Below are 19,033 nucleotides of genomic sequence, written 5' to 3' on the forward strand. Positions count from 1 at the left end.
ATGGACATCAAACGCATCCTGATCGCCAATCGCGGCGAAATCGCCCTGCGTATCCATCGCGCGGCGCATGAAATGGGGATCGAGACGGTGGCGGTGCATTCCACCGCCGATGCCGACGCCATGCATGTGCGGCTCGCCGATCACGCGGTCTGCATCGGCCCTGCCCCGGCATCCGAGAGCTATCTCAACATCGCCAACATCATCTCGGCGGCCGAAATCTCGCACGCCGATGCGATCCATCCCGGTTACGGGTTTCTCTCCGAGAACGCCAAATTCGCCGAGATCGTCGAGGCGCACGACATCGCCTGGATCGGGCCCAAGCCCGAGCATATCCGCACCATGGGCGATAAGGTCGAGGCCAAGCGCACCGCCGGCGCATTGGGTTTGCCGCTGGTGCCCGGATCGGCGGGCGCGGTCAGCGATTTCGACGAGGCGCGGCAGATCGCGCAGGAGATCGGCTATCCGGTGATCATCAAGGCCGCCTCGGGCGGCGGCGGGCGCGGCATGAAGGTCTGCGAAAGCGAGGACACGCTCGAGACGCTGATGCGCCAGGCGGGCAACGAGGCGAAATCCGCCTTTGGCGACGCCACCGTCTATATCGAGAAATATCTCGGCAATCCGCGCCATATCGAGTTCCAGATCCTGGGCGACGGCCAGGGCGCGGCGATCCATCTGGGCGAGCGCGACTGTTCGCTCCAGCGCCGCCACCAGAAAGTGCTCGAGGAAGCCCCTTCCCCTGTGCTGGGCGAGGAAGACCGCACCCGGATGGGCAATATCTGCGCCAGGGCGATGGCCGACATGGGCTATCGCGGCGCGGGGACGATCGAATTCCTGTGGGAAGACGGCGAGTTCTACTTCATCGAGATGAACACGCGGCTGCAGGTCGAGCACCCGGTCACCGAGATGATCACCGGGATCGATCTGGTCCGCGAGCAGATCCGCATCGCCGAGGGCAAGCCGCTCTCGATCGCGCAGGACGAGGTCGAGTTCAAGGGCCACGCGATCGAGTGCCGGATCAACGCCGAGGATCCCTTCACCTTCGCCCCCAGCCCAGGCGACGTGACCTATTACCACGCCGCAGGCGGGATGCATGTCCGCGTCGATAGCGGGCTCTACGCCGGCTACCGGGTGCCGCCCTATTACGACAGCATGATCGCCAAGCTGATCGTCTATGGCCGCAGCCGCGAGAAATGCATCATGCGGCTGCGCCGTGCGCTCGACGAGATGGTGATCGAAGGCGTCAAGACCAGCATCCCGCTGCACCAGGCCCTGCTTGCGCAGGAGGATGTCCTGAGCGGCGACTATTCGATCAAATGGCTCGAGGACTGGCTGAAGGATCGCGAGGCCTGACCAGGCCTCGCACCCTCAGCCCAAGGTAAAGCCCGCCGCCTCGGCCTCGGCTATGGCCTCGGCACCGGTCAGTCGCGGGTGATCGCCCGAAACTGCGCACCAGTCTGCCCGCTCGTCGATGAAGATCTCGCGCTCGATCGGGAAATCCGCGGCATCGGCAAACAGACCGGCGAGGAAACTGCGGTTGCCCGTGGGAAGGAAGCGATACCACAGATTGCTGCCGCAAACCGCGCAGAAGGCGCGTTCGGCCCATTCGCTCGATCGGAACTGGGTGATGGAATCCTCGCCGGCGATCGTGAAATCCGACCCGCTCAGCGCCGCGTAGAATGCCCCTCCCCAGCGACGGCACATGTCGCAATGGCACAGTTCGACCTGACGCCTAGGATTGTCGAGCACGATGGTGACACCGCCGCACAGGCAATGTCCCGCAATGCTATCCCTCGCGTCCGCCATGAGGCTAACCGAGCGGCACGCCGGGAAGGTTCTTGCTGGTGCGGATCGTCAGCGATGTCTTGACGCTGGCGACATTGGGCGCCGGGGTCAGCTTGCTGGTGAGGAATTCCTGAAACCGCTGCAGATCCTCGCTCACGATCTTGAGGATGAAATCGATCTCGCCATTGAGCATGTGAACCTCGCGCACTTCGGGCAGATGCGCCATCGCCGCCTCGAATTCGCGCAGGTCCCCCTCGGCCTGGCTGCGCAGGCTGACCATGGCGAAGACCGTGATCGAAAAGCCCAGCCTCGCCGGGTCGAGATCGGCATGATAGCCGCGGATCACGCCCAGTTCCTCGAGTGCGCGCACCCGTCTCAGACAGGGCGGCGCGGTCAGACCGACGCGATGAGCAAGCTCGACATTGGTCATTCGACCGTCGTCCTGCAATTCCGCCAGCAGGCGCCGATCGATAGTGTCGAGGTTTGCCATTCTACGAGCCCCCATTCCGCCCGGCGCGACAGGTTTCGCTGCAATTGCGAAAGCTTGTGCTGCGTCGATGCGCGTCTTGCTAATAATGTTGTTCTTGCCAGCAATTGTCCCGCTTTGCAACGCGGTCGCAACTTTGTGTTCAGCCTGTTCGTTACACAGATATGAAGGCATAGGTGAGAGGGCATCCGGGTAGCCGACAAGCCTTTCCAACGCGGCAGCCATGGATGGCGTCGATCCCATCGCCTACCCCGGAGAACCATGCATTTCGACGACCGCCTTGCCACCGTTCTGCGCCATCGGGCGACCGGAGAGCGGGCCGCGCGGACGCAGTATCGCCAGCTGCTCGACCTGCTCGGCGACCCCGCCGACGGACGCGACGCGAGCCTGGAGGCGGCTGCCTATTTGCGGCTCGATGCGCTCGCCGCGCTGATCCCGTACCGCGAGCGGGCGCGGATCGTGGAAAGCGACGGGGTGCGGATCCGCAATCCACAGCTGGTCGAATCGCTCGCCGAGGCGGAGCCCGACGTCGCCGCCGCCGCGCTGTCACGGGCGCGGCTGAGCGAGACGGAATGGGCCGAGCTCATCCCCCGCCTCCCGATCCGCGCGCGCGGTTTCATGCGCAATCGCCGCGATCTTCCACCGCGTGCCGTGGCGATCCTGGATCGTCTCGGGGTGAGCGATCGCGGCCTGCCGCTGCCCGAGCGAATCGCCGCACCCGAACCCGCGGCGCAGTCTGCGTCCGCACCCGCAGCGTCGCCGGCGGCGACGCCCGGCGACCAGCGCGACGACAGCGGGATCGCGGCGCTGGTCCGCCGAATCGAGGCGTTCAACAAGACGCGCACGCCCGCCGGGGTCGCCCGCGAATCCGCGCCGCAACTGCCGCTCGACCGCGAACCGCGTGCGGGATCGCGGCGGCGCAGCGAGCTGTTCGCCTTCGCCACCGATGTCGACGGCAAGATCGAATGGGCCGACCCGCCGATTGCGCCGATGGTGGTCGGTACCGATCTGGTCCGCGGGCAGGATCGCTCCTCACTCGGGCCGCAGAGTGCCTTCTCCGGCGCCTTCTTCAACCGCCAGCCGCTGCGCGAAGCGCCGGTCGAGCTGGCCGGGGCCGAGCGGATTGCGGGCATCTGGCTGGTCGATGCGACCCCGCGCTTCACCCGCACCGACGGGCGGTTTACGGGCTATATCGGGCGCTTCCGCCGCCCCGCCGACACCAGCGCGCGCGAACAGGCCGAGAGCGAGGCCGACCGCATCCGCCAGCTGCTCCACGAATTGCGCACCCCGGTGAACGCAATCCAGGGGTTCGCCGAGGTGATTCAGCAGCAATTGTTCGGCGCGACCCCGCATGAATACCGCGCCCTGGCTGCGGCGATCGCAGGCGACAGCGCGCGGATGTTGGCCGGGTTCGACGAGCTGGACCGGCTGGTGCGGCTCGAGGGCGGCGTGCTCGATCTCGACCCCGGGAGCAGCGATTTCGCCGAAATCCTGCGCGCGCAGATCGAGCAGCTCCAGACCGTGCTCTCCTCGCGCGTGGCGCGGCTCGAATGCGACTGGACGCTCTCCAGCGCTCCGCTCGCGCTGGCCAAGCAAGACGCGGAAATGCTTGCCTGGCGGCTGCTCGCGACCATCGCCGCGACGACCGGCGCTGGCGAGCGGATCGCGCTGGAGCTGGGGCGGGAAGACGGCCAACTCTCGCTGCGCTGTGCCTTGCCCGCGACGCTCGCCGCGGCGTCCGATCTCTTCGCCACCCAGAACCGGCCCAGCGGCGGTGCGCTCAGCCCGGGCATCTTCGGCGCGGGCTTTTCGCTCCGGTTGGCGCGGGCGGAAGCGCGCGCGGCAGGCGGCGAACTGGCGCGCGACGACGAGGCGCTGGTGCTGACGCTGCCGCTCTTGACCGGCGCGGTGGCGCCACCTAGCCGGGTGGATGCCCCTGATCGCGCTACCGGATGATCGGGCACAGCGGCTCAGGGCGGGGGGCCTGACGCATTGCCAGATTCGTTGCTTCCCCCCCCGCCTCTGCACGCTCGCGCTCGCTTCGAGCCCGGTTTCGGTCAGCGCTCGCTGCTGACAGTCGACACCGAAGAGGAGTTCGACTGGAACGGCGATTTCAACGCCTTCGAATACGGGCTCGAGCAGTTTCGCGCGCTCGCCAAGTTCCAGGAGTTCGCCGAAGGCATCGGCGTCTCGCCGGTCTATCTGATCGACTGGCCGATCACGCAATCGCCGCGCGCGCAGCAGATTCTCGGCGACGCAGTCCGGCGCGGAACCGCCGAGATCGGGATCCAGCTCCACCCTTGGGTCAATCCGCCGCACGACGAAGAGGTCAATCCCTACAACAGCTTCGCGGGCAATCTTCCCGCCGAGCTCGAACGCGAAAAGTTCATGCGGCTGCGCGATGCGATCGAGAAGAATTTCGGTTGCCACCCGCAGATCTATCGCGCCGGGCGCTACGGTCTGGGCCCGCAGACCGCACAGCTGCTCAAGGACGCGCGGGTCGCGATCGACAGTTCGGTGCGCGCACGCTTCGATTACAGCGGGGTCCACGGCGTCGACTATTCGCGTCACCCGATCGAGCCCTATTGGGTCGACGGCGAACGAAAGTTGCTCGAACTCCCGCTCACCACCGTGTTCTGGGGCCTGCTGCGCAAGCAGGGTCCATGGCTCCACCCTCGCGCCTCCGCCTATCCGCTGGTCAACGGCCTGCTCTCGCGCCTGGCACTGCTGGAGAAAATCGCGCTCACCCCGGAGGGGGTGACCCGCGACGAGGCGCTGCGCGGGATCGACATCGCGCTCGACGACGGACTGCCGCTGCTGGTGCTCAGCTTCCACAGCCCCTCGCTGATGGTGGGCAAGACGCCCTATGTCCGGAGCGAGGACGATCTCGATGCGCTCTACGACTGGCTGCGCGCGATCTACGCCTATCTCGATATGCGCAGCGTCCGCCCGACCACAGTGGCCGAAATCATCGCGGGCGTGGAAGTCTGACGCCTTTTGCTTGCCCTGCGCCGCGCCGCGGTATAACCGCCACTCCGCTCATCCGGCATGTGTCCATCGGGCATGTTCGGGGCCTGTAGCTCAGCGGTTAGAGCTGGCCGCTCATAACGGCTAGGTCGCGGGTTCGAATCCTGCCGGGCCCACCGGATGGGGCGGACGGGCGGAGCGAGGCGAGGAGCCTCAGTCGGGGAGTAGCGCAGCCTGGTAGCGCATCTGCTTTGGGAGCAGAGGGTCGCAGGTTCGAATCCTGTCTCCCCGACCATTTAAATCTAAGTCGTTGAATTTACAGGCTTCGCAGAATCGGTCGCGAATTATGTGCAGGTGACTGTGCAGATCGCGGACTGGGATCGGAGCACACTTGCCCGCCATTCCAAACGTCTACCGGCGCGGAACCCGCTATTGGTTCCGCGCAAATCTCCTTTTGTTCTCCTCTCGGAATGCCGATATACGGATGTCGATGCGCACATCATGCGCGTCGACAGCGCGGGAGTTCGGTGCCCAACTCCGCGCAGTGACAGCGGAAGTGAAAGCCATGTTAAACAAGCGACTGGAAGAGTCACCCAATCTAACAGACAGCGCGCTGACCGATATTGGTCGGCGCGCTTACGATGATTTGCTAGGCCACCTTCGCGATCGCCATTCACGCCCGAACTACATCGGGACAACCATACGTTTGAACCGCTGCCTGGTAGATATGTTCGGCCTCCTCAGGGTGGTTGGCCAGCCTTTCGAGTTGGACGATGAAGTATTAACCGTGCTCGCGAAAACTCATGGTTGGGACGATCAACGCTTAAGCGACTTGATCGCTACCTTTGCGTTTTATGAGAATGGAAATCTCGTTTTCAATGATGCGAAGATTGAGAGGTATCTCGCTGAAGCAGGTGTTGAAGCCAACGAAGCGAATCGCGTCGCGGTGGCGAGAACTTTGCTACCTTACTTTCACGATGCAGCCCGCCAAGCACATAATCGACTGTGCATCGGCCAGTCCATGCATCCGCTACCAGACGAGCCGAAGGATAAGCCAGCTCTGGATATTCATTCGCTATTGCGCGCCCTAGGTAGATCGCAGAAGCCAGAGCCGATCATGAAGGAAACTGAACAGGTTTCCACTCCGCGCATAAGCGTCGTTGTTCAAAAATACATCGAAGGCCGCGAAGGAACTGTTGATAAGGGAACCCTCGAACAGGTTGAGAAAGCATTCGAGCTTTTCATTTTCGAAAACGGCGATCTGGAAATCGGAGCCGTAGAGCAGAAGCACCTTGGCGCACTGGTCGCTCTGATGAAGCGCCTGCCCAAAAGATATGGCCGAACCAAGGCTGAAATTGATGAAGGCCTTTCAGCAAGCGTTCGTCGAGGCGCTGAGATGAAGGCCGATGGACGCGAGGTCGGACTGCACCCTGCCACCATGAAGCGCCACCTGAATTCGATTTCAAGCGTTTTTGCTTTCGCTGAATTCAACGACGGATTGGCACCGGCCAAGGCTTTGAAATTTGCTTCGCTATTGAAGACGGTCGCGCAAAACGTCCGGAAAACCACGAAAGATCCCTCGCGCGTCGAATGGAAGCAAGGTGAACTAGTCCAGATGTTCAAAGCGCCACCGTTTACAGGGTGCTGCAGCTTGGCTGACCGCCTTACGCCTGGGACGGAAATTTTTCACGATGCGTGGTATTTCGGGCCAATTGGCCTAGCCCTTCACGGCTTCCGTTCGAGCGAGTTCATTGGTCTGAGCCTGGACGAGGTAAAGGAAAATGCGAAGATACCGCATATGGCCTTGAAGTCGACCAGATACCGAAATCTTAAGACCGCCTCGTCCGCTCGCGCAGTCCCGATACATCCAGAAATGATTCGCTTAGGGTTCCTCGACTACGTCCGGGCGCTTCGGAGATTAAATCAGAAGCTAGTATTTCCCGAAATGCATTCGTCTGCAGCGACTATGGATTTCGATAACGTATTCATGAAGCAGATTTTTTCTAAACTGCGAGCACACTGCTTCCCGAATGGAACCGATTGGACGCGCAAGGGCCACGGCACTAAGGAAAAAGATGTCCATTCCCTCAGGAAATTCACCGCCACCGGGATGATCGGGAATGCGGTTCAAGAGGTTCGGGAGGATGTTCTCGGCCACACGGGGAGCGGCGAGACTCGACGCTCCTACGATGGCATAGCACCTTTGCCGCTGAAACTGGACGCCATCACCAAACTAGGTGTTGTCACTAAACACCTCCAATGCCAGCCTCTGCAATTGCGCCCCGTTGCAGATCTCCAATACCGGCCTCGAAGAGGACGAAGAAAAGTTAAATAACGAGCTTTTCTGATTTTGCAAATTACAGCGGATCTTTTGTGGGGCGCGGTTCTGGCGCCGTTTGCAGTCCAGTAGATTCCGGGCGCCCGATCGCGCGAAAAGGATATCAGCTTTGTTGGCTGGTCGCGCCGCGAGGACCCACTAATAGCCATCGAGGCAGTTGTTCGCTCTCCCGCTTTTCGGACGCTCATCAGAGTAGCGCAACAGTTTAACTTGCCAGAAACCGCCGACGCTTGATTCTCGACGCAACGTTGTGCCGGCAGCGATCATGTTGCGTAGCCGAGAAATTCTTCATGCTCATGGCGTTCGACGGTCCAGCGCTTCGCTCCGACCGGTCGCTCACGAGACTGGCAGGCGGTCAGCCATAGACGCTTTTTGGCGCGCGAGATGCCGACGAAATAGGCAGCCCGTTCCGCCGCCGCGTCGCCCCAGAATGTCTCTTGCTCGACCCCTAAGATGACGACCGTATCAAATTCGAGGCCCTTGCTCTTGTGAACCGACATAATGCGGACGGCGCTGTCACCGGAGAAGGACGCCAAGGCCGTCGCCGGATCTGCGTCGTTCTGCAGCAGCAGGTGGACGCGCTCGAGCGCCTGCTCGATCAACTGATCGAGCCGGCCGCCATGCGCATAGTCCGACGACAGCGCGATCAGATTGTCGCGCCCAACGGCACCGACCAATGCAGCGACGAGCGCCTGCAGGTCGTCCTGGTCCGCGAGATTGACGTCTCCCGCCGCAACTTGCTGCCTCGTGTCCGTGACGAAGCGGTTCCACCGCGAGCGCAGTTGATATTCGCGCTCGTCGTCATGACCATGGTTAAACACGACGAAATCCAGCAAGCGGCGATACGCGGCCGGTTGACGAGTGCCACTCGCGATCAAGAAGAAGTCTATGAGCAGGCAGGCGGCAGGCTCCGACGCCAGATCCTGGGCCTGATCTTCTTCGCGAAACGGTATGTCGGCCGCCTCAAACGCCGCCGTGAGACGCTGGCAATACAGCGCTTGCTGCTTACTGACGAGGATCGCTATCTCCGAAGGCTCGACGCCATCGTCGATCAGGGTCTTGATCCGCTCCGAGAGGCTCGCGGCTTCCCCGCCGTCGTCATCGAAGCGTAGAACGACGATCTCGCCCTCGTCCCCGGCGATATCTTCATCATCGAGGGCGGCCGGGGGATCCATCACCTTAACCATGGCATTCTGCATGCGGCGAAGCCGCGGCGCGGACCGGAAATTCTGATAGAGATTGAGTGGCAGCGCATCGAAGGCGTCGGCGAAGGTCAAAAAAATGCCCTCAAGCGCGCCCGCCCATCCCATAATGCTTTGTTTAGTATCTCCCACCGCGGTCAAACTTGTCGAGGTGTCGCCAAAGCAGGCGAGGATCAGCCGATATTGCTCCGCGGTGCAGTCCTGAAACTCATCAAGAAACACATGGGAGTAAGTCTGACGCACTGCATTGCGCGCAATCAGGCTCGCCTCGATAATACTGAGGGAGAGCGGCACCATATCGACGAAGGTGATGGACCGCCGCTGCACCCGTCGATGGCCAACTGAATAGTCCGGATCTAAGGCATCGCTTCCGGTCAGAACCGGGCGAAATCGGTCGATGATCCGCTTAGCGAATGCGTGAAACGTATGGCTATCGAAGCGCGACGCCAGCTCGGGGCCACAGCGTTTGCGGACGCGCGCCTTGAGATTCTGACTCGCATCCGTCTTGAAGGAGATGGCTAGGATGCGCCTTGGATAGCGGCAGGTCGCCGTTCGCAAAAGGAAGTCGGCCCGCTGCGCGAGCATTTCGGTTTTGCCGGCGCCGGGGCCCGCGGTCAGCACCAGGCTGCGGGAGATCTCGGTGGCGGCGGCCAGCGCATTGGGCTCAAGCGTTAGTCCGTCCGCCGGCGACCATCGCTCGATCGGTATCATTCCGGCAGGCCCGCCAGCGTGGTTTCGACGTAGTCAAACAGGCGGGACATCACGGTAGGCATGTCGGCCGCCAGTTCGGCGTCATCGAGCGCGGCCATTGCTCGTATATGCCAGGCCGGCTTGCTGCCGAGTTTGAAGCGACGGTGATAAGCATCGAACAGTTCGAGCTGATCGTCGGTATATTGATTGCCAACTGCGTCATGCTTTTTGCCGAGGACCGCCTGGAGCGCGGCGGCGTCGGGCTGCTCGCGTTCGTCGTCGTCGATCTTGTAGACCTCGGCGAACGCCTCGATCATCATGAGGTCAAGATCCAGAGGCGATGAGAAGAAGATCCCTCTCTCCTCGAAATGTTCGATCCAGCCATCGTCATCGACCACGAAACCATCATCGCTGTCCCAGGCCGGAATGCCCTCGATGTCGCCATCGTCGATCCCGGCGTTCGCTACATCGCCATATCTGAGAAGTTGCTTCGCAGCATATTTGATCCGCCCCCATCCACCTTGGTAGCGGGCAAGGTCGAGGTCGAGCAACGTCGCGTGCGGAATGCCAAGTTCGTGCAGCAGACGCCAGAAATGATTGACGTGCCGGCCCCCGAGGGGAACAATCGATATCGACGCATCGTCAGTAAGGATACCGCGCGCGGAAAGGAGCCGCGGTAATACGACTTCCTCGCTGTCGCCTTCGCCGAGGATTACGAACCGGGAGAAATACAGCTCGGGAAAAGCCTGAACGCCTTCGCGAACATATTTGGCGGCATCATCATTTTCCGGAAGGACGATGGCCGCAACCACCGTGCGACGATTGGCGTCGAGCCGAAGATAGCGGACGGTTTCCGGCGCAACGCGTCGCAGAAGCGAGGGGGCGTGCGTCGCAATCAACGCCTGCGTGTTCTGCCCCTTCGCGAATTCGGAAGCGGCTCGGACGACACGCCCCAGATAATGCGGAGAAAGGCTGTTCTCGGGCTCCTCGACGGCAAGCAGGGTGAAGATCGCAGGTCGCAACTTGTCGATGTCGAACGCTTCGGTTTCGCCAGCAAGAACCTTGTCGCCGATGTCGCGCATGGCGAGCACCAGTGAGATGTAGAGTAGCGACTGCTGGCCATCGCTCAGCCGCGCGAAATCGACCAACGGTTCGCCATGGCCAGGCGTAAACGTCAGGCTCAGATGACGAAGCAGCGCATCAATCTCGCTCTGCGCAAACGTGATTGCCGGGTTGGCGAAGAACTCACCCTTATGAAGCTGGCTCCAGATTCCGGTCAGTGATTCACCGATGCCCTCGATGGCTGCGTTGCCGGTCAACGCTGCGGTTATCTGCGCCGTGAGAGTGCCGATCGCCGCGCGTTCGCCGCTCCAGTCGGCGGCGCGCAGGGCGCGGCCCAGCAACGCATTCGTTGAATAGGAAACATGGTCGGAAGGGTCGCGGCGCGCGGGGAGATAATGGACCTGAATCGCGTTTCGATCCTGTTTGGAGGCTCTGCTTTCCTCGGTCGGCAACCCGGCATCGTCGGTCTTGGTCACATAGGTGAAAGTCTCCTCGATATCGCCATCCTGGTCGAGGGTTGCCGCTAAACGGAAGCGAACGCGGACCTGCTCCTCATCCACCATCAACATGTGCGCGAAATTGCCCGGAACCGCGGGCATGGCATCGTCTTCCTCGATGTCGAGCTCGGGAAATTCGAAATCGGCTTCAATGCAGAGCCTACGCTCTTCCGGCAAGGCCTCGGCCGCTTCGTCGGACGCTATATGGAAATCGGAGGCTCTTATCTTACGTAAAGCAGGGTCGAGGCTGAACATGCGTCCCAACGCTTGCAAAACCGCAGTCTTGCCTGTGCCGTTCGGCCCCAAGATGAAGGTCGTGTCATCCAACGCAATGTCGGTCACCACACTTCCGAAAGATCTAAAGTTGCAGATGCGCAGATGCGCGAGCTTCATGTGAATCCTCCTTGTGGGCAACCCGCGCATGCTGGCTGCGATCCGACGTTCGCTACGTCTTGATTACCGACTGCGCCAAATCCTTGATGCGCGCGTCGATCTGCTCGTCGGTAACCTCGATCTTCAGCTGATCCTGTATAAATTGGTGGCGTGCTTCGCTCTCGCGCAACACCTCAGCCCAAGTTTTGACCCACAGCACGTAGTTGTCGCCTTCCTGCGCCACGCCGACCGGTCGGCTGACCTGGTGGATCATCGCGTCGACCGTCGCGTCATATTCGGTGGTGACCAGATAGAAATGCCAGCGCGTGTCGGTGTGGCTAAAATCCGGCTGCGTGCGCAAAGCATCGAGATAATCCTGAACCTGATTCAACTCCTTCCGGCCGATCGTCAGACCGGGGCGCTTGAGTTCGATCAGCAAATATTCGTGACGGTCCTTCTCAGGTCCAGGCACGATGCGGCCAAGAAACTGATCTGCGCGGCCAGCCTTGCCATCCGTTTTGGTGACTTTCTTCGGCTTTCTGCCGCTCCCCAAGTCCTCGGCGACCCGCTTCATAATCCGGGTCAGACCCGGCTCCGACATCGTAAAATGAAACTGCTCGCCGAACAGCCAGGTATTGTCGCGCACCAACGCGTCGAGCTGGCCGCGCTCCTTAACCGATTGACGGTATTTGGGTTCGAACACCATGGTGCGCAGCACCGTCAGCGTCGCGATGCGGTCCGCGATCAGACTCGACGACGAAATGATGTTGCCGAGCTCAGTGCGATGGAGCAGCTCGGAAAACTCGTTCTGCTGCGTTTTCGGCAGCTTCACCACCGCCCGCAGGATCGTCGAGAGCGCGTCCGGATTGTGCTTCACCGCCTCCTTGAGGAAGGTAAGCGTCATCTTCTTAAGCGACGTCTCTGCACGGGCAAATTCGCGCGAGTGCGACGACACGGCATAGGTCGCGATGTCGAAGACCTGGCGTTCGCGCTTTTCGACCTCGTCGCGCGGATCGCCTTCATAGGGATACGCGCCCTGATCCTTCAGTTCCTGAATGAGCCCTTGCGAGATATCGGCCTGCCGCTTGCGGAAATAGTCCTTCAGGTCGGAGCGGATATGCTCGAGAATATGTAGGAAATCAGGATCATTGACGCCTTCCAGATCGAGCAGATTGGCGTCGGCAAGCTCACGAAAGAAGGCGCTATAGGCATAGGCCGAATAGGCGAAGTTGGGCGCGGTCACATAGGCAGCCTGCGACCCGAGCACGATGCCGTTATCGCCGCCAAAGAAGATCTGTCGGCTTTCGCTCTGCCCGTTCCACTCGATCACCTTGAGCCGCAGATCGTCGATGACCCGGTTGGGGCAGACGATCGGTTTCTGCGGGAGGTCCACTTCCTTGTGGATCGTGATCCTGGGATCGATCGTGAAACCGTTGAAGCTGATCTGAACCGTCGGATATTGGAGAATATAGGGGGCGAAGATTGTGCTGAATTCACGGAATGCATCGCTGCTATCCAGTCGATCGAAAGGTTCCTTGGGATTGACCAGTTCGACGACCGTCCCGGTGGCCGCGTCGGTCTCGACCGGGTCCGTCAGCTTGCAATGCTCGAGATTGTTCGACTGGATGGTCAGGCCGAATGCGAAGCGCTTTTCACCCTCCTCATAGACCGTGTGCCATTTTGCGAGCCGCGTGATCGAAAAGAATTTGAGCCGTCCACGGCCCTCCTTGCCATGGACCGCGCGCTCTTGCGTCCGGGTCCGCGACATCCTGCGCTTGATGGAATCGCCGAGGTTCGCGAAATCATGGTCGGCCCGCTCGCGCGAGATGCCGTGCCCATCGTCGACGATCCGGATTGCGGTGATTCCACCGAGGTCGTTTTTGACAAGTTCGACCTGCACCGAGCCGGCGTCGGCGTCGAGCGCATTCCAGACGAACTCAGCGATCCCTTTAAGCGGATCGCTGACCCTCGCATCCTTCTCCAGAAAATCTTGTCTGGCCTGTAAACTCAATGTGGTCATTGGTGAATCCGTCCGTGGATAGTCAGCCTAGCCGAGCGCCTTTCGCCGCGCGAGCATAACCTTTGTTCGATACATGTTCCGGACGGGCCCTTGGGCAGGTTTCGCGTCGGGACGTTGCTTTCGGACAACTTCAAATCACAATTCCCGATCCTCTTTGCAGCTCGCCCCACGCCGCGTGAACCACGTATCTCCACGCGATGCGTTTCTGCTAGTGTTCAAGCTACGTTTTAGGATGCCAGCGGCATCGCCTATGAATGGCCGCTTGCAGGACGCGCCGCGGTCGCTCCAGTCTAAGCCGACGAACGTCCGCTTACCTCAGCTGCCCCCTCAAACCGACCATCTCGGTGTCAACCGAAATGAGCCGTGGGAGCCGCCTGAACGAATGGCGCCTTCGGAGGCTACCCTTTAGCTAGCGAGCGACCGATACTGGGGCGCAAAGCAGCCATCCAATCGTTCGGGACCGAATGGCAAGTCAGCGGCAAGGCAGTCCTTCTACCGCCGAAGGATCCGTAATGGCGCCTACTCATAAAAGCACTCTTTGGTTCGTCAGGTCTGTGCGCCGCAGCTTAGCAGAGACCGAAGGCGGGATATCGCCCTAACCTTTCCGGCATCGAGATCTTCGGGAATTTGATCACCGCGAACGATACCATCTGCCTCCAAGCCGAACATTCTCGGCGAGATCTCCGACGATGCAAGCCACGCGCGATCCGATCCGGCTGGCAGATATAGGTGGCAATTCGGAATTGTCAGTGTGCCGCGGTCTTGCCAGATGAAGAGCGCCAGTTCGATCATCTGGAACTCGCCGTCGATCCATTCGAATCCAAGGCGAAGAATGTCATGCCTTGTGGACTGAACGACCTCAGCAACGGTCACGGTATCGTCCATCGTGCGGCGATACCCGGCACTAAAGGCCAATCCTGGCTCAAGTCTATCGGTCTCGAGCAGCATCTTTCGGACCGCGTTCGCGTATGCCGACATCACCTTGTTTTCGACGTCGCTAATCATCTTGATCTTCCTCAATTTTCATCCCCCAATCCGGGGACATTTCCACCTCCATTCAAGAATTCTCACACAGTGATGCCCGCGGGAGGGTAGCATCCCGCGGGCATCGCTCGATTTGTCGTTTAAGCAGTTCAGCGACAGTGCTCGTCCCATAAATCCGAAAGGATCCCCTGCCCCTCGTCGCGGAGCAGTTCGCTATCAAGGGGAGCATGGCGGAGTGAGGTGGTCCCGGAATTTCGGACAGGGTGCTAAGCTAATCCCGACCTGAGGAATGGACGGGAAATGAAGAAGACGAGGAAGCGCTACAGCGCGGATTTCAAGGCGAAGGTGGCGCTGGAAGCAATCCGGGGTGACCTGACGCTGGCGGAGCTGGCCGCGAAGCATGGCATCCACCACACAATGATCGCGGCTTGGAAGCGCCAGGCCATCGAGGGAATGGGGAGCACGTTCTCCGGGGCAGGCGAAGCAGCCAAGGCGGCCAGCGAGGCCGAGGTGGAGAAACTGCACGCGAAGATCGGCCAGCTGGTCGTGGAGCGGGATTTTTTAGCCAAAGCCTCCGGTCGATGAGCGTGGCACGGAGGCGATCGATGATCGAACCTGCTCACCACCGCCTGTCGATCGCGGCACAATGCCGCCTGCTCTCGATCAGTCGCTCGTCCTATTACTACGCGCCGGTCCCGGAGACCGAGGAGACGCTGGCGCTGATGCGGGTGATCGACGCGGCGTTCCTCGACATGCCGTGGTATGGCAGTCGCCAGATGGTTCGGCACCTGCGCCGGGAGGGCCACGAGGTCGGTCGCCGCCGTGTGCGGCGGCTGATGGCGAAGATGGGCTTGTCGCCGATTTACCAGCGGCCGCGCACGAGCGATCCGCACCCTCAGCACCGTGTCTATCCCTATCTGCTGCGCAAGCTGGCGATCGACCGGCCCAACCATGTCTGGTGCGCAGATGTGACCTACATCCCGATGCGGCGGGGCTTCTTGTATCTGGTTGCGGTGATGGACTGGGCAACCCGCAAGGTGCTGGCCTGGCGGCTGTCGAACACGATGGATGCCGGCTTCTGCGTGGCGGCTCTGGAGGAAGCGCTGGCGCGCTTCGGTCGTCCTGAAATCTTCAACACCGATCAGGGCAGCCAGTTTACCAGCTTCGCGTTCACCAGCGTGTTGCGCGATGCTGAGGTCCGGATCAGCATGGATGGTCGGGGCCGGTGGATGGACAATGTCTTCATCGAGCGCCTCTGGCGTTCCCTGAAATACGAATGCGTCTATCTCCACGCCTTCGAGACCGCCTCGGAGCTACGCGCTGGCCTTCGGCGCTGGATCACCTATTACAACACGCAGCGACCGCACTCGGGTCTGGCCGGGCGAACCCCGGCAGAGGCCTACGGGCGGATCAGCGAACCAGATCATGGGGGGCATGCCCCCCATGATCTGATGACCAGACTGGCGGCATAATCACATCCGGGATTAGCTTAACTTCGCCGCCAACCTGTCCAAGAAGGCGGGACCACCTCAGAGTCCGAGCCCCGTATGTGCGCGCGGGATGACGAGAAGGTGTGAGTGCAGAGGATATGCCGCACCAATCGACCCTGGCGAATGCAAGATTACGATCGACGCGACGTCGCGCTCGCATGCCAGTCTGACCGCGAACGAGCGCGCCCGCTCCCATCCGACATGGAGACGTTCGGCGTCGGCCAGCGGCAGGGTCAGGTAGGTGAGCAGTCCAGCTTCATTCGGGCAAGCGAATGCATCGGCCTGGCGCAGGAGCAGATCGGGATCGTTCAACATATCGTCGGCCCGGGCGGGCAGAATGACCTCGACCTTCTCGGCATTCGGAGCCCAGACTGACCGATCAGCATCCACGAATACCGAGCCAAGATGGCACTTCCGGAAACCGAACTCGTGGGCGGTATTCGTCCGCCCCCTGAAGGTTTTTCGCAGCACTCCGAATACGACACCGTTCGAAGACTTCTCCGGGTTCACGTAGAGCCAGCTAAGCGGGTCTTTCTCGTCCGTTTTGGTGGGTGAACTCGCTTTCTTCGTGCGCGGCTTGGATTTGGTCGCAGCCATCAGAAAGTCACCCCCTTCAGAAACCGGGAAATCTCGTCGGCCATGCGGTCGCATCCCTCCTTCAAGTCCTGAGGCGACACGGGCGCTTTCCAGTGCATGGCGAGGCCTTTCTCCGTGACTTCCACGCACTTTCCATTCGAGCTCGGCACAAACCACAGCCTCGCTTCCAACCGACATGGGATCAGGTTCGACAGCAAGATCGGTTCTGCAGCTGAGCGGAGCACAACGTCACTGAGCACCGGGAATTCACCGGTGGTCATCCGCATCAGCAGGACGTCACGATCACGATCCGTCGACGTCTTGACCATCGCGAAATCGAAGCGCTCGGAGTCCGCTGTCCCACTCAGAATCAGGGCGCATTCCGGTAAATCAAGGCATCCTTGCGGCATTCCTGGCAACCTCCATTCGGCGACTTTTGTTGCTCCCACCTCAAGCAGCGGAAGCGCCAAGAGGCGCTCGCAGGGTGCGAGGGGTCTGTTATTGAATTCTGTCATTTCGAGCTTTCTCAGGAGGATCACCGCTCGACCTTCGAGCGGATCAGGCTGTCTTCAAATTTCCTCCGAAGGACAGCTTCACTTTTCCAAGACACTCTTATTCGGTCGCGGTGGGCGCGACCGCCTTCACGATTGCGCCCGCGCAATCCCCGAAGCGGTTCTTCCGCTTTGGCGTGCTGAGCGACTGAACATACATGTTCTCGTGATCGTGCGGTTTGCGCAGCGCACGACGCGATCTCTCGCTTCGCACACTTTTCTTGCTCGTTTCCGCAATGCAGCCGCCTGTCGGCTGGCATTGGGGAAAACGAGCTTCGGGCGAAGCCCGAACAAGGCTGGTGGGATCGCAAGGGAGGGCGCAGCAGCCTCCCTCGCCCGCGCCTTTTTGGCGTTCATAATATGGGCACCATATGTGAACGCCAAAAAGGACTAGCGGGTGTCCTTTTTTTCAAAAAGAGACATGGGGGCCTTCCCCTCCCTTCGGTCGGGGCCCTAAACTAGAAGCATGTCCGACCTTGTCAGCGCCCGCCTCGTCCCTCTCAACGCCCTGCTGTTGCGCGCAGCCGAGGTGCACGGGCGACGACTTGATCCAGCGGCGGCGGCGCGCAAAGTGCGCGAAGCTGTCAGCCTGACCTGGGTCCCGGACGGCATAACCGGCGACCCCTTGGCTCTGGTCAAAAGGCTTGATGAGCATATCGCTGGCGCGTTCCGACCGAAAGGCGGCACCACGATCGCGCAACATATGATCGTGAAGATGCCCGATAGCATACCGACCGAAACGGAAGACGAAGCCTATTTTGCGATGTTGGTTGCCGTCGGCTTTGCACAGAAGGCGTTCGGCGGTCACGCGGTCTTCGCCGCCCGGATCGATCGGGATGAGAAGTCCACCAACAATGTCGATGTGTTCCTCGCGCCGATCTACGACAAGCGCGACAGGAAGGCTCCAGGCGGCAGCAAAAAAGCGGTGTCGATGACTCGCCACCTGAAACTGCTAGCGGAAAAACACGGCTTCGATGTTAAGGGTGCTCGGTCTGCGAAGGCGTCGAAGCAGTCGCAGGGAAAGGCGCTTCAGACCGCCTTTGCCGACTACCTCGTGCACCACGGTTTTCGCGCCTTGAGAGGCAAGCCCAAGACGACGAGCGGATCGGATTGGGATTCTCCGGAAATCTACGGTGCAAAGCGGGATCGCGAAGCTGCCGAAAAGGGTCGCCAGCTGATCCAAAATGAACTGCAGACCCATATCGAGCGGTCTGAAGAGCTGCATTCCCGAGAAAAAGAGTTAGACGACCGCGCAGCGTCGATCCTCAGGGATGAGAACGACATCGCGCAACGCACAGCCGTAGTTCGAGAACAAGAAGCATCTGCGCAAGATCGTAAGATCGATCTCGACGAGCAAAAGGCTCTGATCCGGATCGAGCAGGATCGGATTCGAGATAGGCACATGGATCTTGATTTCCGCGCCACCTCAATCGAAGCGGATCGCGAAGCAGCGGCTTCTGATCGGAGCAAGGCCGCAGCCGAACTGGAACAGGCCAACGAAACCGGTCGCAAGGTGGACGAAGAGCGCGTGCTTCTCCAGCGCGCCCTAAAAGCCGCTGAGGACCGGGAAACGATCGCATCGAATAAAATCGCCTTAAACATGGCTCGCGAGCGAGAACTGGAAGCAGCAAAAGATCGAATGAAGCATAAAGAGAACGAAGCTACCCAAGCGCTGGCGGGAGCCGACCACGAGCTGAAATTGGCAAAGCAAGAACGAAGCCAAGCGAAAGCGCTCTTGGACGAATTAATTAGCTTAACGCAGCCTATCCAAGACATGGTCGCGCGGGTCGCTGCGGCATTTGGTTCGGCTCGGAAGGCGCTGTTGGCGCAAGGTGGTAATGAGGCGACCGAGGTCGCGAACAGCCCCGAGATGAAGCGCATCTTCGCTCTCGGGAAAGCCAGCGACGAACCAGGCGGCCTCTTCGGTCACACCAATCTGAAAGATAAAAATCGAGGGCGGTGAGCAGGAGACGCGATAGGAGTCGGCTTGCCGAGACTCGAATGCAATCGTAGCG

At 60.7% G+C, this 19,033-nt stretch carries 14 protein-coding genes and 2 tRNA genes; 8 read left to right on the forward strand and 8 right to left on the reverse strand.

The window, feature by feature from the left end; translation table 11 throughout:
* Nucleotides 1-1,350: an acetyl-CoA carboxylase biotin carboxylase subunit gene (accC, locus tag ACQ5J0_RS15465; protein ID WP_462568467.1), complete on the forward strand. Its 1,350-nt coding sequence runs from the start codon at nucleotides 1-3 to the stop codon at nucleotides 1,348-1,350.
* 15 nt (nucleotides 1,351-1,365) lie between these two features.
* Here accC and ACQ5J0_RS15470 read toward each other — a convergent pair whose 3' ends face one another.
* Nucleotides 1,366-1,746 carry a GFA family protein gene (locus ACQ5J0_RS15470; RefSeq protein ID WP_462568468.1) on the reverse strand — a complete coding sequence of 127 codons (381 nt, stop codon included), beginning with the start codon at nucleotides 1,744-1,746 and terminating at the stop codon, nucleotides 1,366-1,368.
* 61 nt (nucleotides 1,747-1,807) lie between these two features.
* Nucleotides 1,808-2,272, reverse strand: a complete 465-nt coding sequence (locus ACQ5J0_RS15475) for an Lrp/AsnC family transcriptional regulator (protein WP_462568469.1) — start codon at nucleotides 2,270-2,272, stop codon at nucleotides 1,808-1,810.
* A 258-nt stretch (nucleotides 2,273-2,530) separates the two neighbouring features.
* Here ACQ5J0_RS15475 and ACQ5J0_RS15480 point away from each other — a divergent pair, with 258 nt between their 5' ends.
* The 5 genes from ACQ5J0_RS15480 to ACQ5J0_RS15500 all read left to right on the forward strand — a co-directional run bounded on the left by ACQ5J0_RS15480 (nucleotide 2,531) and on the right by ACQ5J0_RS15500 (nucleotide 7,571).
* Nucleotides 2,531-4,225, forward strand: coding sequence for a histidine kinase dimerization/phospho-acceptor domain-containing protein (locus ACQ5J0_RS15480; RefSeq protein WP_462568470.1), 1,695 nt, complete (start codon nucleotides 2,531-2,533; stop codon nucleotides 4,223-4,225).
* Between the two features lie 48 nt (nucleotides 4,226-4,273).
* Complete coding sequence (locus ACQ5J0_RS15485) at nucleotides 4,274-5,260, forward strand: polysaccharide deacetylase family protein (RefSeq protein ID WP_462568471.1); 987 nt, start codon at nucleotides 4,274-4,276, stop codon at nucleotides 5,258-5,260.
* A 79-nt stretch (nucleotides 5,261-5,339) separates the two neighbouring features.
* Nucleotides 5,340-5,412: transfer RNA gene (locus ACQ5J0_RS15490), tRNA-Ile, on the forward strand.
* Between the two features lie 42 nt (nucleotides 5,413-5,454).
* A tRNA-Pro gene (locus tag ACQ5J0_RS15495) sits at nucleotides 5,455-5,531 on the forward strand.
* Nucleotides 5,532-5,780: 249 nt separating this feature from the next.
* Nucleotides 5,781-7,571: a site-specific integrase gene (locus tag ACQ5J0_RS15500; protein ID WP_462568472.1), complete on the forward strand. Its 1,791-nt coding sequence runs from the start codon at nucleotides 5,781-5,783 to the stop codon at nucleotides 7,569-7,571.
* A gap of 266 nt (nucleotides 7,572-7,837) precedes the next feature.
* On the opposite strand, the gene ACQ5J0_RS15505 is transcribed toward ACQ5J0_RS15500, so the two are convergent.
* From ACQ5J0_RS15505 to ACQ5J0_RS15520, 4 genes are all read right to left on the reverse strand, one after another.
* A complete protein-coding gene (locus ACQ5J0_RS15505) occupies nucleotides 7,838-9,487 on the reverse strand; it encodes a UvrD-helicase domain-containing protein (RefSeq protein WP_462568473.1) in 1,650 nt (549 codons plus the stop codon).
* Complete coding sequence (locus ACQ5J0_RS15510; RefSeq protein WP_462568474.1) at nucleotides 9,484-11,418, reverse strand: AAA family ATPase; 1,935 nt, start codon at nucleotides 11,416-11,418, stop codon at nucleotides 9,484-9,486. The genes ACQ5J0_RS15505 and ACQ5J0_RS15510 overlap by 4 nt, the downstream gene beginning before the upstream one ends.
* 52 nt (nucleotides 11,419-11,470) lie before the next feature.
* Nucleotides 11,471-13,417 (reverse strand): ATP-binding protein, encoded by a 1,947-nt coding sequence (locus ACQ5J0_RS15515; RefSeq protein ID WP_462568475.1) that lies wholly within the window; start codon nucleotides 13,415-13,417, stop codon nucleotides 11,471-11,473.
* Nucleotides 13,418-13,963: 546 nt separating this feature from the next.
* Nucleotides 13,964-14,422: a hypothetical protein gene (locus ACQ5J0_RS15520; protein WP_462568476.1), complete on the reverse strand. Its 459-nt coding sequence runs from the start codon at nucleotides 14,420-14,422 to the stop codon at nucleotides 13,964-13,966.
* 279 nt (nucleotides 14,423-14,701) lie between these two features.
* Here ACQ5J0_RS15520 and ACQ5J0_RS15525 point away from each other — a divergent pair.
* Nucleotides 14,702-15,873, forward strand: a protein-coding gene (locus ACQ5J0_RS15525; RefSeq protein WP_462568477.1) for an IS3 family transposase whose coding sequence is annotated in 2 segments (ribosomal slippage) — nucleotides 14,702-14,966 and nucleotides 14,966-15,873 — 1,173 coding nt in all. Because the reading frame shifts where the segments join, the coding sequence is not laid out codon by codon here.
* A gap of 57 nt (nucleotides 15,874-15,930) precedes the next feature.
* Here ACQ5J0_RS15525 and ACQ5J0_RS15530 read toward each other — a convergent pair.
* A complete protein-coding gene (locus ACQ5J0_RS15530; protein ID WP_462568478.1) occupies nucleotides 15,931-16,488 on the reverse strand; it encodes a hypothetical protein in 558 nt (185 codons plus the stop codon).
* Nucleotides 16,488-17,006 carry a hypothetical protein gene (locus ACQ5J0_RS15535; protein WP_462568479.1) on the reverse strand — a complete coding sequence of 173 codons (519 nt, stop codon included), beginning with the start codon at nucleotides 17,004-17,006 and terminating at the stop codon, nucleotides 16,488-16,490. Before ACQ5J0_RS15535 ends, ACQ5J0_RS15530 begins: the two co-directional genes overlap by 1 nt.
* A 478-nt stretch (nucleotides 17,007-17,484) precedes the next feature.
* Between ACQ5J0_RS15535 and ACQ5J0_RS15540 the strand changes: the two genes are divergently transcribed.
* On the forward strand, nucleotides 17,485-18,981 hold the full coding sequence (locus tag ACQ5J0_RS15540; protein ID WP_462568480.1) for a hypothetical protein: 1,497 nt from the start codon (nucleotides 17,485-17,487) through the stop codon (nucleotides 18,979-18,981).
* Nucleotides 18,982-19,033 lie beyond the last annotated feature (52 nt).

Source organism: Qipengyuania sp. SM2512, assembly GCF_054954005.1.

What these genes read in the sequence shown, in the direction of transcription:
- accC (WP_462568467.1), top strand. Translation starts at nt 1, where the DNA reads ATGGACATCAAACGCATCCTGATCGCCAATCGCGGCGAAATCGCCCTG.
- ACQ5J0_RS15475 (WP_462568469.1), bottom strand. Translation starts at nt 2,272, where the DNA reads ATGGCAAACCTCGACACTATCGATCGGCGCCTGCTGGCGGAATTGCAG.
- ACQ5J0_RS15480 (WP_462568470.1), top strand. Translation starts at nt 2,531, where the DNA reads ATGCATTTCGACGACCGCCTTGCCACCGTTCTGCGCCATCGGGCGACC.
- ACQ5J0_RS15505 (WP_462568473.1), bottom strand. Translation starts at nt 9,487, where the DNA reads ATGATACCGATCGAGCGATGGTCGCCGGCGGACGGACTAACGCTTGAG.
- ACQ5J0_RS15510 (WP_462568474.1), bottom strand. Translation starts at nt 11,418, where the DNA reads ATGAAGCTCGCGCATCTGCGCATCTGCAACTTTAGATCTTTCGGAAGT.
- ACQ5J0_RS15515 (WP_462568475.1), bottom strand. Translation starts at nt 13,417, where the DNA reads ATGACCACATTGAGTTTACAGGCCAGACAAGATTTTCTGGAGAAGGAT.
- ACQ5J0_RS15520 (WP_462568476.1), bottom strand. Translation starts at nt 14,422, where the DNA reads ATGATTAGCGACGTCGAAAACAAGGTGATGTCGGCATACGCGAACGCG.
- ACQ5J0_RS15530 (WP_462568478.1), bottom strand. Translation starts at nt 16,488, where the DNA reads ATGGCTGCGACCAAATCCAAGCCGCGCACGAAGAAAGCGAGTTCACCC.
- ACQ5J0_RS15540 (WP_462568480.1), top strand. Translation starts at nt 17,485, where the DNA reads ATGTCCGACCTTGTCAGCGCCCGCCTCGTCCCTCTCAACGCCCTGCTG.